At 46.0% G+C, this 14964-nt stretch carries 16 protein-coding genes; all 16 read left to right on the top strand.

The genetic code is table 11. The annotated features are described in order from the left end of the window. Nucleotides 1-22: 22 nt before the first annotated feature. Nucleotides 23-1621, top strand: a complete 1599-nt coding sequence (gene flgK / locus C557_RS0101205; RefSeq protein WP_018749985.1) for a flagellar hook-associated protein FlgK — start codon at nt 23-25, stop codon at nt 1619-1621. 13 nt (nt 1622-1634) lie between these two features. Then, nucleotides 1635-2564 carry a flagellar hook-associated protein FlgL gene (gene flgL, locus C557_RS0101200; RefSeq protein WP_018749984.1) on the top strand — a complete coding sequence of 310 codons (930 nt, stop codon included), beginning with the start codon at nt 1635-1637 and terminating at the stop codon, nt 2562-2564. A gap of 12 nt (nt 2565-2576) precedes the next feature. Continuing rightward, on the top strand, nt 2577-3140 hold the full coding sequence (locus tag C557_RS0101195; protein ID WP_018749983.1) for a DUF6470 family protein: 564 nt from the start codon (nt 2577-2579) through the stop codon (nt 3138-3140). Between the two features lie 99 nt (nt 3141-3239). After that, nucleotides 3240-3680, top strand: coding sequence for a flagellar assembly protein FliW (gene fliW / locus C557_RS0101190; RefSeq protein ID WP_018749982.1), 441 nt, complete (start codon nt 3240-3242; stop codon nt 3678-3680). A gap of 1 nt (nt 3681) precedes the next feature. Then, nucleotides 3682-3915 (top strand): carbon storage regulator CsrA, encoded by a 234-nt coding sequence (csrA, locus tag C557_RS0101185; RefSeq protein WP_018749981.1) that lies wholly within the window; start codon nt 3682-3684, stop codon nt 3913-3915. A 186-nt stretch (nt 3916-4101) separates the two neighbouring features. After that, the gene (locus tag C557_RS0101180) at nt 4102-5301 is read left to right on the top strand and encodes a flagellin N-terminal helical domain-containing protein (RefSeq protein ID WP_018749980.1); all 1200 of its coding nucleotides are present in this window, start codon (nt 4102-4104) and stop codon (nt 5299-5301) included. Between the two features lie 127 nt (nt 5302-5428). After that, the gene (locus C557_RS0101175) at nt 5429-5803 is read left to right on the top strand and encodes a flagellar protein FlaG (protein WP_018749979.1); all 375 of its coding nucleotides are present in this window, start codon (nt 5429-5431) and stop codon (nt 5801-5803) included. A gap of 16 nt (nt 5804-5819) precedes the next feature. Further along, nucleotides 5820-7256: a flagellar filament capping protein FliD gene (gene fliD / locus C557_RS0101170; RefSeq protein ID WP_018749978.1), complete on the top strand. Its 1437-nt coding sequence runs from the start codon at nt 5820-5822 to the stop codon at nt 7254-7256. Nucleotides 7257-7283: 27 nt separating this feature from the next. Continuing rightward, nucleotides 7284-7676, top strand: coding sequence for a flagellar export chaperone FliS (gene fliS / locus C557_RS0101165; protein WP_018749977.1), 393 nt, complete (start codon nt 7284-7286; stop codon nt 7674-7676). Beyond that, nucleotides 7663-8007, top strand: a complete 345-nt coding sequence (locus tag C557_RS0101160) for a hypothetical protein (RefSeq protein ID WP_018749976.1) — start codon at nt 7663-7665, stop codon at nt 8005-8007. The genes fliS and C557_RS0101160 overlap by 14 nt, the downstream gene beginning before the upstream one ends. A 253-nt stretch (nt 8008-8260) precedes the next feature. Further along, nucleotides 8261-8458, top strand: coding sequence for a cold-shock protein (locus C557_RS0101155; RefSeq protein ID WP_007132290.1), 198 nt, complete (start codon nt 8261-8263; stop codon nt 8456-8458). 149 nt (nt 8459-8607) lie between these two features. Beyond that, a complete protein-coding gene (locus C557_RS0101150; RefSeq protein ID WP_018749975.1) occupies nt 8608-9123 on the top strand; it encodes a VanZ family protein in 516 nt (171 codons plus the stop codon). Nucleotides 9124-9217: 94 nt separating this feature from the next. Beyond that, on the top strand, nt 9218-9769 hold the full coding sequence (hpf, locus tag C557_RS0101145) for a ribosome hibernation-promoting factor, HPF/YfiA family (RefSeq protein ID WP_018749974.1): 552 nt from the start codon (nt 9218-9220) through the stop codon (nt 9767-9769). A 221-nt stretch (nt 9770-9990) separates the two neighbouring features. Beyond that, complete coding sequence (gene secA, locus C557_RS0101140; protein WP_018749973.1) at nt 9991-12498, top strand: preprotein translocase subunit SecA; 2508 nt, start codon at nt 9991-9993, stop codon at nt 12496-12498. A gap of 152 nt (nt 12499-12650) precedes the next feature. Then, nucleotides 12651-13761 (top strand): peptide chain release factor 2 gene (gene prfB, locus C557_RS0101135; protein WP_154656102.1). Its coding sequence is split into 2 segments (ribosomal slippage): nt 12651-12722 and nt 12724-13761, totalling 1110 coding nucleotides; the frame shifts between segments, so codons are not numbered across the junction. A 97-nt stretch (nt 13762-13858) separates the two neighbouring features. Next, nucleotides 13859-14743, top strand: coding sequence for a YitT family protein (locus tag C557_RS0101130; RefSeq protein WP_018749971.1), 885 nt, complete (start codon nt 13859-13861; stop codon nt 14741-14743). Nucleotides 14744-14964 lie beyond the last annotated feature (221 nt).

Genomic DNA, 14964 nt, shown 5'->3' with positions numbered 1-14964 from the left:
TGTGCTAGAAGGGGGCTAGGAAGTGGCATCTACTTTTCATTCAATAGAAACGGCTAAGAGAAGCTTGCTCACACAGACAGCAGCGCTGAATACAACAGGACATAATGTAGCCAATGCCAACACGGCAGGCTACTCGAGACAAGTGGTAAACATGAAGGCATCCATTCCAATGGAGGCCTATGGGATGAATCGCTCTGTATCTCCCGGCCAGTTGGGAACAGGGGTCGAATTTGACTCCATCAAGCGGATTCGCAATATATTTCTGGATAGTCAGTTCCGTGGGGAGAACAGCAGTAACGGAAGATGGACGATTCAAGCAGAGAATCTGGCCAAGCTGGAAGGTATTATGAATGAACCCTCCGATACCGGGATTAGAACGGTGCTGGATAATTTCTGGAAGGCATGGTCTGATTTGAGCAAAGATCCGGAAAATGCGACCGCCCGGAAGATTGTGCTGGAAGCCGGGGTAGCCATGACGGATGCGATTAACTATATGAATCGCCAAATGGATAATTTATCTACCGATCTGACAACAAGCATTGGCATGAAGGAGCAAGAAGCCATCGGCTACCTGGAGTCCATTGCGGATTTGAACACCTCCATTACAAGATTGGAGGGGCTTGGCGATGATGCCAATGATCTGAGAGATCAGCGGGATTTATTAACGGATAAGCTGTCCAAGATCATGAATATTACGGTTACTGACGAAGAGACGGGTTATAGCATTATGATGGGTGGGACGCAGCTGCTGCAAGGTGGCGAAGTGCAGGTTCAAGCATCCCCCCCCGGGAATCCAGCAGGCTCTTTCCTGGTGCAAGGCTTTGCATCAGGTGCGTTGCAAGGCGGCGAGGCCTACGGCATCATATATTCTCGTGACAACTATGTTGTGGATAGCAAGGCGCAACTTAATGATTTGGTCAATTCAATTATGAATGGGCAAATTGAAAATGTGTCAATCCCGGCAGGCTCTATGCTGCCTGAGGGCATCGTGGTGAAGCAAGATACCACAGTCACTGTTAATGGTACAGATCAAATCATCACCGCCGGAACCACCTTGCCAGCAAACAGTGTGTTGAAGACAGCAACGACGATTGATGTTAATGGCTTTAATGGTTTACACCAGCTTGGATTTACCTTGAATGGAACTACAGATCGTGGTCTGCCATTCTTTGTAGGTACTGATGCGGGCAGTATGACGATTAACCCGGCCATTCTTAATGACTCTAATTTGTTGGCAACATCACTTCGCACAGAAGCAACAGGTACTGGTGCTGTTGTAGTCAAAGGGAATAATACATTGGCCTTGCTCATGTCGGGTTTAAACGAGGCTAAATTCACAGCTGCTGATGGAACCAAGTCGACAATAAATTCCCAGTACGCTGCGATGGTAGGGGTACTGGGAGTTAAGGCGCAAGAAGCACAACGCCAGGCAGACAATTCGGATGTGCTGGTGACGCAGGTGGAGGCACAACGTCAATCAGTTAGTGGTGTATCGCTGGATGAAGAGCTGTCCAATATGATGAAGTTCCAACATGCCTATGCATCGGCTGCCCGGTTTATGACGACTTTTGATCAGCTTCTGGATAAATTAATTAACTCTACTGGTATAGTAGGCAGATAGGGAGTGAGAATGTATGATCCGAGTAACATCTAATATGCTTAATAATCAAATGCTGCTTAACCTCAATCGTAATGGTGTAAATATGAATAAGCTGCAGACCCAATTAACTACTGGCCGTAAAATTAATAAGCCATCAGATGACCCTGTCGGCATAACCTACTCCATGCGTTATCGTGCAGAACTATCCTCAAATGAGCAATATCAGAAAAATGTAGACAGCGCCCAATCATGGCTTGAGGCTACGGATACAGCGATAGATCAGGTGGGCAGCATTCTGCACCGTGTTAAGGAATTAACTGTGCAGGCATCTAACTCGACCAACCCGCAGTCCGCGCTCGATAGCATTAATACCGAAATCAAGCAGCTTAAGGAGCAGCTGCTGGATATCGGAAATAGCAAAATCAATGGCAAGTATATATTTAATGGTCAGACCTATGACAAGAAGCCCTATGATTTTCCCAAGGGGGCGGATAATATTTCTGATACGTCTACAGCAGGAGACCTGACAACAGATCCTGGTGAAATTAATTATATTATTGGTGACAATATTCAATTGTCGGTTAATATCACGGGGAATGATTTATTTGGCAGTCCAGCGGATCAAAATGGAGATCATATCTTTACGATGCTGGATCGATTAAGTGGAGCGCTTGAAGTGAGTGACTTCGATACCATTTCGGAGCAATTGGATTTCATTGATTCCAGAGTGGACAAGGTATTAACTACCCGGGCTATAGTAGGCGCCAAGGCCAATCGGGTAGATTTGATGCAAGGCCGTCTGACGGATCTTGAGGTGAATCTGAATGATATGCAAGGCAATGTAGAGGATGCAGACTATGAGAAGGTCATTCTGAATGCCAAGATTCAGGAAAGTATCTATAATGCTTCATTGTCTACCGGGGCCAAAATTATATCTAATTCTTTAGCTGATTTCTTGCGGTAGGCGGTGGAAGCTATGATACCACAGCTTCAGATTCATCAACAGCCCTCGTTGCTGTCTATTGAATCAACAAGGGCATCCTTATCTATTCGTCAGCAACGTCCGGATTTCAACATTGAAACTCGTAGAGCGGATCTGAATATAGAGCAACCTAGACCTATCATGGAAATTGATCAGCATGAAGCCTGGCGTGCCTATACTGGTGGTCATCCTCTAGAGATGAATCAGCAGATTTATTCAAATTTGCCGAGTTTGTTCCTGCAAGGCCTGGCTAAGAAGGTTGAGCAGGGCAATCAACTGGCACAGTTCCATAAGCCCGGCAACTCGATTGCCGAAGTATATGGAACTGACTGGAAGCGGGATCCTTTCGTTGAATATCGAGCGCCAGCTTCGTATGACAACGTAGATATTCATGTGCAGCGTAATAACCCTGTAATACAAGCTCAGGCTAATCCGCCACAGATTCGTGCGCGTGCTTATATACCGGACATTGAGTATCAACCAGGCAATCTGGATGTTCGGGTGAAGCAATATGCATCAGTAGAGATTATTCCTCCTGACGTCGATCAAAGGAAATAATAGGGTATAATATTTATGTAAAATAGCTATAGCGGTATGAAGTCCGGCTATAGCTATTTTCTGTTATAGCTCAAGTACAAATTTATGGAGATGATTACGATGGAAATTGCAACGGCCCAATTTGGAAGCATTGAGGTTGCAAGCTCACAAATTTATAGCTTCCCTAAAGGGATTCCCGGCTTTGAAGAGCATCACCAGTTCGCGGTAATTGACATGGAGGATACTCCTTTTTCTTATTTGCAGTCCTTAATGCAGCCTGAAATATCATTATTGATTACAGATCCATTTGTTTTTTGTAAAGAATATGAATTTGAGCTGCCAGCTACGGTGAAAGAGGAGCTTGAACTGGGGACAGAGGTGCAGATTAGAAACATAGTTACGCTGCAGGAGCAGGTGCAGCAGTCCACGATGAATTTGTTGGCACCGCTTGTTTTCAATACAGCTAATAACAAAGCCAGACAAGTCATTTTGCATGATAGCCCTTATACCTCGCGCCATTTATTATGGGGGAGTTCTTCGCCAGAGAAGGGAGCGAAATAATATGCTTGTGTTATCTCGCAGAGTAGGTGAGTCCATCGTAATTCAGGATAATATTGAGATCACGGTGATTGGTGTAGAAGGCGATAATGTCCGTATAGGTATTAAAGCCCCCAGACAAGTGGAAATATTTCGTAAAGAAATATATTTGTCTATCCAGGAGTTGAACAGACAATCGGTTACACAAGGCCAAGCGGATATTGCCAAGCTTATGGAAAAGCTCAATCCCTCTTCTTAGTGAATTTAAGATTGAGCCAGTCTGTTATACGAAAATTTTTTAGAAAAATAGTCCATTTGCTCTAAATTTCCGAATTGTCCCTGTCGATATATGTATAAGACGCTATTTCGGAAGGGCGGCCGACCTTAACGAAAGCAAGCGGACCACAAGGATGTGGAATAAACTTATTCAGGGAGGAAATTATCAATGATTATCAACCACAATATTGCTGCATTAAATACTCACCGTCAATTGGGCGCTAACACTGGCGCATCTTCCAAGAACCTGGAAAAATTGTCTTCCGGTCTTCGCATCAACCGCGCTGGTGACGATGCTGCCGGCTTGGCAATTTCCGAAAAAATGCGTGGCCAAATCCGTGGTTTGGATATGGCTCAGAAGAATGCTCAAGATGGTATTTCCTTGATTCAAACCGCTGAAGGCGCATTGACTGAAACTCACAGCATCCTGCAACGTATGCGTGAATTGGCAGTTCAAGCTTCTTCCGACACCAACGAAGGCGTTGACCGTCAGAAGCTGCAATCCGAGGTTAACGAATTGTCTAAGGAAATTAAACGTATTTCTACTGACACAGAGTTCAATAACCAAAAAGTACTGAATGGCGAATTTAACGATAAAGTGTTTCATATCGGTGCTAACTCTGGTCAAAGCATTAAATTGTCCATCGGTGACATGAGCAACACTGAGTTAGGTGTTAATGGCTATGTAGGTGTAGACTCCAATGCTCTAAACGACAAAATTATTATTACAAACAAAGATAATCAAGCCTACAAGATTAAAGTAACTGATGTACAAGATGAGACTGGAGCGGAAGTTAAGAAGACTACAGCTACCATGGATCAAAATGGTTTAATCACTATTGCTGTCAAGCAAGCTGGGCCTGGTGTCGATGGAGCTGGTGATCCTGTGGCAGGAGCTGTTACTGGTACTTATGAAGACGTTATAAATGCTCTGAAATCTCTTGGTCTTGAAGCTGAGGTGGCTACTGGAACTACTGCTACTGATGTTGTTGTTGCTGCTGATATTACTGCTGCAGCTGCAGCAGACACTGATGTAGCGGAAGCAACTGTAGCAGATGATACGGTTGGTGTTAGCATCTCTACCCAACGTTCTGCTGATAAAGCAATCACTACAATCAACAATGCTTTGAACGCAGTTTCCGAAGAACGCTCTAAACTGGGTGCGAACCAAAACCGTTTGGAACACACCATTAACAACCTGGGCGCTACTTCCGAGAACCTGACAGCTGCTGAATCCCGTATCCGTGATGTGGATATGGCGAAAGAAATGATGTCCTTCACGAAGAACAACATTTTGACTCAAGCTGCTCAAGCTATGTTGGCTCAAGCTAACCAACAACCACAAGGCGTACTGCAATTGCTTCGTTAAGATTCATTTGCATAAACCTCAAGAGATTCCGAGTTATTCGGAGTCTCTTTTTTTATTTTTTCCTAAATCTAATCTCCTGTTATTCCGATATAACACATAGAAGGATCATTTGAGAGAAGGTGTAATGATGAATCTGCAAATTTCATTTTCGGGAGCTCAAAGTACAAGCCCTGGCAATTATCCTCAACCCTCCAAGGTCGACATTCAGAGTACGGTCTTACTCAAGAACGAACGTGAACTACAAAATGCGGAGCGGCAGGGGCGTGTTGTTTCTTTAGGTGAAGAAGAATTGATTCGTTCTATTGACAAGGCCATTCAGGCCCTGCAAGGCCCGGAGACAACTGTAGAGATCAGTGTCCACGAGAAGACCAATGCGATTATGATTAAGGTCCTGAACAAAAGCACGGGGGATATTATTCGAGAGATTCCGCCGGAGAAAACATTGGAAATTGTAGCGAAAATGATGGAATTTGCAGGTCTCATCATTGACGAACGATTATAGCTAAGGAGGTTTACTTATGAGAGTATCAGGTTTAGCATCAGGCATGGATATTGATTCCATGGTCAAGCAGCTTATGTCAGCCAGACGCACGCCACTAAATACCTTGAATCAAAATAAGCAAATACTCGAATGGCGTCGGGACAACTATAAACAAGTGAACAGCAGCTTGGTTGATTTTCGGCAAAATAAGATTGGAAATGAGTACAGAAAATCTTCAGCTATGGCCATGTATACCTCTGAGGTGACGGGAAATAAAGAAGCCATTAGCGTTAGAGCAACCAATACTACCAATATGACCACGATGGAGGTACAGGTAAATAGGCTAGCTACACAAAGAACGCTTAGCTCCGAGAAGCTGGAGGGAGCGAGCCTATCTACTAAGCTGAGCACCTTGCAGCCGGAACCTGAGGGCGGCTACTATGTTCAGGTGAATGGCAAAAAGATAGCATTCTCCGGTTCAGATTCCCTAAAGAACGTCATTGATAAAATTAATGGTGACACTTCAGCAAATGCAGTAGCCTCCTTCGATGAGGCCTCACATAAGCTTGTTATTAAATCGCGTTCATTTGGCAGCGGTGAGGAGATCACAAGTAACTTGATGCCCAATATGACATTTACAGATGGCAATGCGGCTGAAGTAGTCATCAATGGTGAAACTTTTACACCAAATAGCAATACAATCACGATGAATGGTGTGAGTATCACGCTATTAAAGACTAGCGCAGAAAGTTCTACCGTCACTACCAAGGCAGATGGCAATAAGGCCGTTGAAACAATCAAGTCTTTTATAGAGGATTATAATGCGCTGATCAAAGAACTCAATTCCAAGATCAGTGAGAAGAGATACAAGAACTTCGCACCACTAACTGCTGAACAGAAGAAAGAATTGGAAGAGGATGATATCAAGCTTTGGACAGAAAAGGCGAAGAGTGGTCTTCTGCGTGGGGATACCATTATCAGCGAAGGTCTTTCCAATATGCGCAATATTCTCATTGAGTCTTCTGTCAAGCTTGGCGATAAGAATATCTCACTTCCCGACATCGGCATCACGACAGGCACGTATACCGAGAATGGAAAGCTGTATCTGGATGAGGCCAAGCTACAACAGGCAATCACGGAGAATCCGGATAAGGTTATGGAGATGTTTATGGGCTCTACCGACGGCAGCTCTAAAGGGATTTTCGATAAACTATACGACACAACTTTAGTTACCTTGGAACGTATTTCGGATAAAGCAGGAACCTCTAAATATAATGGAGATCTTACCCAAACGTTAAACGAACAAAGTACAATGGGTAAAGAGCTTACAGATATGGAGGATCGAATTGCGAACTTGGCCAAGAAGCTGACGGCCATGGAAAATAATTATTACACCAAGTTCAATGCTATGGAGCAAGCCATTAATAAACTTAATTCTCAATCTGCTAGCATTACCAATTTGCTGGCACAATGAGAATAGTGAAACTAGGAGTGAACCACAATGATTACATCTCCTTATGAGAAATACAAGCAATCTTCGGTACAAACATCAACACCGGCACAATTGCTTATTATGCTGTATGATGGTGCAATTCGCTTTACACGGGGCGCTATGGAGGCTATTCATGCTGAGGATTACCAGAAAAAAAATGAATTAATCGGCAAGGCTCAGGCCATTGTCAGCGAATTAAGAGCATCCTTGAATCACAGCTATGAGATAGCAGCACAGCTGGATAAAATGTATGAATATATTAACTACTTGCTTATTGAAGCAAATATTAGAAAAGAAGCAACCCGGGCTGAGGAAGCGCTTGGTTATTTGCTTGAGCTGAAAGAAAGCTGGGTTCAGGCCTCTAAAGAAGTAGCTGGTGGGCAAGCGAATGCCAATGGATGAACTGCTGGAGCAGCTCGAACTGCTGGATGAAGAGATGCTCGATCGTTCTGATCAAGCATCTACTGCGGAAGAATGGACAGATTTCATAGATCGAAGACAGAGAATTGTGGAAGCTATAGTGCAATATGCAAGCTTAAGCCCATTGTTGTCAGAACAGAAGCTTAGACTAACTCGCATTCAGATGAGTGAGGATAAACTGCGAGAATGTATGGTATCACAGAAGCAAGAAGCTGCGGACTGGTTACGGCAACGAGAGCAAGCGAAGCTACAACGTAATGTGTATGAGACAGCTTATTCTCCTGAAAGTATGCTGATGGATCGTCGTAAGTGATCCCATAAGAATAGGCTAGTATATAAGCATTGATAAGAGCATGGTGTTTCAATATATACACGATATGGGTATTTAATAAGTATCCACTCGATGTACAGGTCTTTGACATGGTTATAGACAAAAATCTACAATTTATTTACAGGTAAACCTTTTCTTTGGTAATTGACATTGGCCAAGCCTGGGTGGTATAGTCAAAATGTGGGGCTTGGTTACAGGCGACACTCTTATTTGATAATGAAGGGAATGTTAGTGCATGCAAGGTAAAGTAAAATGGTTTAACGCAGAGAAGGGTTATGGCTTCATTGAAACTGAAGAAGGCGGCGACGTATTCGTTCACTTTTCCGCAATCCAGTCCGAAGGCTTCAAGACTTTGGAGGAAGGTCAATCCGTTGAGTTTGAAATCGTGGAAGGCGCTCGCGGACCGCAAGCAGCTAACGTAATCAAACTGTAATCATCCCGGCATAGCCGACCTACATATGAACGGTACGATGGTTAACAATTGAAGATTCGCTAGCACACACCCTGGGGCAACCCGGGGTTTTCTTATGTTGTTTAATTCTTATGTTGTTAGCGGATGTTCACTGAAATGAGGGGAACGTTTTGCATAGAATAAAAAAATTACTCCGCTTTCTCCCAGCGCTGTTGCTAATGCTTGTCCTGTTCCTGTCCTCTTCACAGTCTTATCAGGAACAGACCCTGGTGCCTGATATTGAAAAAACGACCTCACAGCAATCGATCTCTGATTTCTTTGGCGGGATGCGCTTTAGCTATGGGGGACGGGAGATTAGTGTAGAGAGTGTGGGGAGTGCCGGCTTTATTGAGTTTCTTATTCGCAAGGCGGCGCATTTTGGCAGCTATGCTCTCTTGGCGATGCTGCTAGTGTACGCGTTAGGCGGTGTAGAACGTGTAAGGGGACGCAGACGTTATGTGTATGCCTGGGGCATAGCGCTCTTATATGCATGCAGCGATGAACTGCATCAGGGCTTTACACCAGGGCGAACGGCCATGCTGCAAGATGTTATTCTGGATGGGATAGGAGCGGCTTTTGGAACGGCAGTAGCGGGGTTATGGGGCTTCTGGAGCCAGCGGAGACAGCGAAAGTTGTTGGAAAAATAACAGGAGGCGGCCTTTGTTTACGAACCCCTAACACTTTTTACTTTGGCTTTACACCATGTTATAATGAAGGTGCAAAGCAAAGGAGGAGTGCCCTATGAATTTTAGTATTCGTGGACAGCAGATTGAAGTGACTGAGGCCTTGCGTGACTACGTAGACAAGAAGCTCAGCCGGCTTGACAAGTACTTTGATGCACCCCCTAACTCTGACGGTACCGTAACCTTAAGTGTGGTGCGAGGCTTGCATGCGGTAGAGGTAACCATTCCTTTGACTGGTGTATTGCTTCGTGCAGAGGATCGCAGCAATGATATGTATGCTTCCATTGATGCGGTTGTGGACAAGCTGGAACGTCAGATACGCAAGCACAAGACGAAGATTAATCGCAAGCTTCGCCAACGAGGCGTGAAGGACATTCTGTTCGCAGAAGGTCAGGCTAACGGTTCTGTCGCCGTGGAAGAGAGCGAAGACGAACTGGAAGTTGTTCGCACCAAGCGCTTTATTATGAAGCCGATGGATGTAGAGGAAGCTATTCTGCAAATGAATATGGTTGGACATAACTTTTATGTATTTTCTAACATTGATACCAAGGAAGTTAATGTAGTATATAAACGAAATGATGGTAAATATGGTTTGATCGAGCAAGACTAAACAGCATCTTCGTTTCAAATTCGACGTTTGTATCGTTCAGGTGGTAATTCCTGTGGGCTACAACGTAAGTGAAACGAGCCTTATCCGCCCGCGGATAGGGCTCGTTATTCGTATACAAGGTGCTTTAACGCAATAGAGACGTGATAGAGCGTGTTGCGGCATGCCCTTCAAACTGTTACAATTTAGGCAAATCATCTGTTTATGCGTGAAAGGGGTAAACCATGCTGGGATTAGTAAAGAAAATCTTTGGCGACACGAACGACCGTGATGTCAAACGTCTGATGAAGACGGTGGATCATATTAACTCACTAGAGCCGCAATTTGAGGCACTCTCGGACGAGCAATTGAAAGCCAAAACTGCGGAATTTCGGGAGAGAGTCGAAAAAGGGGACACCCTGGAAGAACTGCTGCCTGAGGCGTTTGCTACGGTAAGAGAAGCCTCCAAGAGAACGCTGGGTATGCGTCATTTCGATGTGCAATTAGTCGGGGGTATCGCTCTGCATGAAGGGCGTATTGCCGAGATGAAAACCGGTGAAGGGAAAACATTGGTCGGAACCCTCCCGGTTTATTTGAATGCGCTCTTGGGCCAAGGCGTTCACGTCGTAACCGTCAATGATTATTTGGCACAGCGCGACAGCGAGCAAATGGGCCGAATTTATAACTTTCTCGGTATGACGGTTGGAGTTAACCTGAACGGTATGGACCATGGAGCCAAGCAAGAAGCTTATGCTTGCGATATTACGTATGGTACAAATAACGAATTCGGTTTTGATTACCTGCGTGATAATATGGTGCTTTACAAAGAACAAATGGTACAGCGTCCACTTTATTTCTGTATCATTGACGAAGTGGACTCCATTCTCATTGACGAAGCACGGACGCCATTGATTATTTCCGGGCAAGCAGAGAAGTCAACCCAGTTGTACTACGCTGCTGATGTTTTCGTCAAGCATTTGAAAGCGGAAGAGGATTTCACCGTAGATATCAAAGTCAAATCCGTATCGCTGACCGAAAAAGGGGTCGCTAAGGCGGAACATACTTTCGGCATCGATAATTTATATGATCACAAGCATGTAACAGTGAACCATCACATAGTACAAGCACTCAAGGCGAATGTTATCATGCGTCGGGATGTCGACTACGTTGTGACTGACGATGAGGTTATGATCGTTGATGAATTTACCGGTCGGCTTATGGCGGGCCGCCGTTATAGCGATGGCCTCCATCAGGCAATTGAGGCTAAGGAAGGCATTAAGGTTCAGAATGAGAGCATGACGCTGGCGACGATTACGTTCCAGAACTACTTCCGGATGTATCGCAAGCTGGCCGGGATGACCGGTACGGCGAAGACAGAGGAAGAAGAGTTCAAGAAGATTTATGGTTTGGAAGTATTGCAGGTGCCAACTAACCGTCCTAATCAGCGGGTGGACATGCCAGATGTCGTCTATAAGAGTGTTGAGGGCAAATTCAGAGCGGTTGTTGAAGAGATCGTCAAACGGCATAAGAACAATCAACCGGTCCTGGTGGGTACGATTTCCATTGAGAACTCTGAACTGGTATCGGAAATGCTGAAGCGCAAGGGCGTACCGCATAAAGTGCTCAATGCAAAACATCATGCAGAGGAAGCCGAAATTATTTCTCGTGCGGGTGAACCAGGGTCCGTGACCATCGCCACCAATATGGCAGGTCGTGGTACAGACATTTTGCTGGGCGAAGGTGTATCCGCCTTGGGTGGCTTGCATATCATTGGTACAGAACGCCATGAATCGCGCCGGATTGATAACCAGTTGCGCGGTCGTGCCGGTCGTCAGGGAGACCCGGGCTCCACGCAGTTCTATCTGTCGCTGGGCGATGAATTAATGAAGCGATTTGGCGCAGACAATGTGATGGGCATGATGGAACGCCTTGGCTTTGACGAAGATCAACCGATTGAGAGCAAGATGATTACCCGTGCGATCGAATCTGCCCAGAAGCGGGTTGAGGGCAATAACTTCGATCTCCGTAAAGTTGTCCTGCAATATGACGATGTAATGAACCAGCAGCGGGAGATTATCTACAAGCAACGCCGCGAACTGCTGGAATCCGATAATATTAAGCAAATCATTATTGATATGATCAAGCCGGTAATTGAGCGGGTTGTTGAAGCCCATACGTCGGATGAGCTGCCGGAGAACTGGGAATTACAAGATGTTGCAGAATATATGAACAGCAAGCTGCTGGATGAAGGCGCGATAACGAAGGACGATCTTTGGGGCAAAGAGCCTGATGAAATGGTGGAATTCATCTTCAATCGTGTCATAACCAAATATGATGAGCGCGAAGAAGCAATTGGTCCGGAAATGGTACGCGAGTTCGAGAAGGTTATCGCTCTGCGAGCTGTGGACAGCAAGTGGATGGACCATATCGATGCTATGGACCAACTGCGTCAAGGGATTCATCTGCGGGCCTACGGCGGGACTGATCCACTGCGTGAATACCAATTTGAAGGTTATGAAATGTTTAACAGTATGGTTGCCAGCATCCAAGAGGAAGTCGCCACATATATTATGAAAGCACAGGTTGAAACAAACCAGGAGCGTCAAGCTGTGGTGGACGAAGACAAAATCTCTACGAGTGGCGAGCCAACCGAGAAACGCCCGGTCAAGCGCGGCGACCAAGTTGGACGCAATGATTTGTGTCCTTGCGGCAGCGGGAAGAAATACAAGCATTGCCACGGTCAAAACGCTTAAGACACGTTGAGCAATAGGCTAGGGGAGGCGGGGGATTCAAGGATTTCCTTGAATCCCCCGTTTTTGCCCGTGAAGAACAAGTGAGAGTAATATAAAATGTATGATCAACAGCTGATCTTTTGAACAAACCTTACCAAAGAAGGGTGATATATATGATCGATGCGAACATCAAGCACGATATGCGTGAAATAGCGAAAAAATTATCCAACCTTAGGGGGTCTCTTTGACTTAGATCTTAAGCAAGAGATGATTGCTAACTATGAGGAGAAGATGGCGGCGCCTGATTTTTGGGACGATAACGACAAGGCTCAGGCTCTGATTGCGGAAATGAACGGGGTCAAGTCGTCGGTGGACCAGTATACAGCGTTGCAGAATGAATACGATGAACTGGAAATGATGATTGAACTGGCCGAAGAGGAAGGCGACCAAGCATTGGCCGAGGAGATCGGCGGATCAGTTGCCGGGCTGGTGAAGAAGCTGGAGGACTTTGAACTGCAGCTGCTGCTGAATCAGCCTTACGATAAAATGAATGCCATTCTGGAGTTGCATCCCGGAGCAGGAGGCACGGAGTCCCAGGACTGGGGACAAATGCTGCTGCGCATGTATACCCGTTGGGCGGAGAAGCGTGGCTTCAAGGTCGAAACACTGGACTATCTGCCAGGTGATGAGGCGGGCATCAAGAGCGTCACACTGTTGATCAAGGGCTACAATGCTTACGGTTATCTGAAGACGGAGAAAGGGGTCCATCGGCTGGTGCGAATTTCCCCTTTTGATGCCTCTGGACGCCGCCATACTTCATTTGTCTCCTGCGATGTCGTGCCGGAGATCAGCGACGATGTCGAAGTGGATATTCGCACGGAGGATTTGAAGATTGATACGTACCGCGCCAGCGGCGCAGGGGGGCAGCATATCAATACGACCGACTCGGCGGTACGGATTACTCATATTCCTACCGGTATCGTGGTGACGTGTCAGAACGAGCGCTCCCAGATCAAGAATCGGGAACGGGCGATGACCATGCTGCGTTCCAAATTGTATGAGCGCAAGATCGAAGAGCAACAGAAAGAACTGGACGAAATCCGTGGCGAGCAATCTGATATCGCCTGGGGCAGCCAAATTCGCTCCTATGTGTTCCATCCTTACAGCATGGTGAAGGATCATCGGACTTCCGTGGAGACCGGCAATGTAGGCGCAGTGATGGATGGCGATCTGGATGCCTTCATCGACGGTTATCTGCGCAGCCAGATTCGGACAGAAAGCTAAACAGGCGGGCATCCCGTCGATTAGGAGTAAAACCCACCTGAGCTGATGCCATGTCTCGGGTGGGTTTTGTCATGATGTTAATAAAGGAGGAGCCCTTGTGCCACCTAAGGTTCGCAGACGTAGACTTCAACAATATATACCGGTGACAGGCCCGGTTCGACATACATTAGATACAATCATGATTATCGCAGGCTCCCTGATTACGGCGCTGGCCTTCAACCTGTTCCTGGTGCCCAATGACATTGCCTCTGGGGGCGTCTCCGGGCTTTCCATTATCGTACAGGTTGTCTTTGGAATTGAACCGGCCTATACTCAATGGGCCTTAAATATTCCGTTATTTGTGGCAGGCTTTTTGCTGCTCGGGCGTGATTATTCGATTCGCTCCCTGCTGGGTACGGTAATTTTGCCGTTGTTTGTATTTCTGACGAGGGATATTCCGTTACCGACGACAGACCCGTTGCTGGCTTCACTGTATGGCGGGATCGGGGTTGGCTTTGGATTGGGCATTGTCTTTCGGGGACGGGGATCGACCGGGGGCTTATCTACGTTGGCGCAAATTATCCAGAAATACAGCGGCTTGAGCTTGTCTATGTGCGTTGTGCTCATGGATGGAATTGTCATTACGCTGGCAGGCTTCCTGCTATCACCGGAGAAGGCGCTGTATGCGCTGATCGGTCTATACATTACCGGCAAAATCATCGACTTCATCGAGCTAGGCTTTAATTATACCAAGGTGGCCTACATCATCGCCGAGCGCACCGAAGATATTTCGCAAGCCGTGCTGTCACAACTGGACCGGGGCTTGACCAAGCTCAATGGCCAGGGTGGTTATACCGGCGATGATCGCACTGTACTGATGGTCGTGGTTGGCCAGAGCGAGGTAACGCGCCTGAAGACCCTGGTGCAGAGTCTGGACCCGACCGCCTTCGTTATCATCACCAATGCCCATGAGGTACTAGGAGAGGGCTTCAAACGCGGATAAAAAAACTCCTCTATTTCAGTGAGACCTTGTCTTCTCGCGAGATAGAGGAGTTTTTTTAGATAATCAGATCCTCGTAAATGAAGTGCCTACAGGGAAAGCCTGACACAGCGGTGTAAATTTTTACTCAAACGGTTGTATTTATATAAGTGTAGTCGTATAATAATACATATTTATGACGGGTTATACAATTTAGTTGTTCATAGCTTCATAGAAGCGAGAGG

It is taken from the genome of Paenibacillus sanguinis 2301083 = DSM 16941 (genome assembly GCF_000374825.1).
Classification (GTDB): Bacteria; Bacillota; Bacilli; order Paenibacillales; family Paenibacillaceae; genus Fontibacillus; species Fontibacillus sanguinis.
Note: the sequence above shows the minus strand (reverse complement) of the source record. Positions and strands in the feature narration are given on the sequence as shown.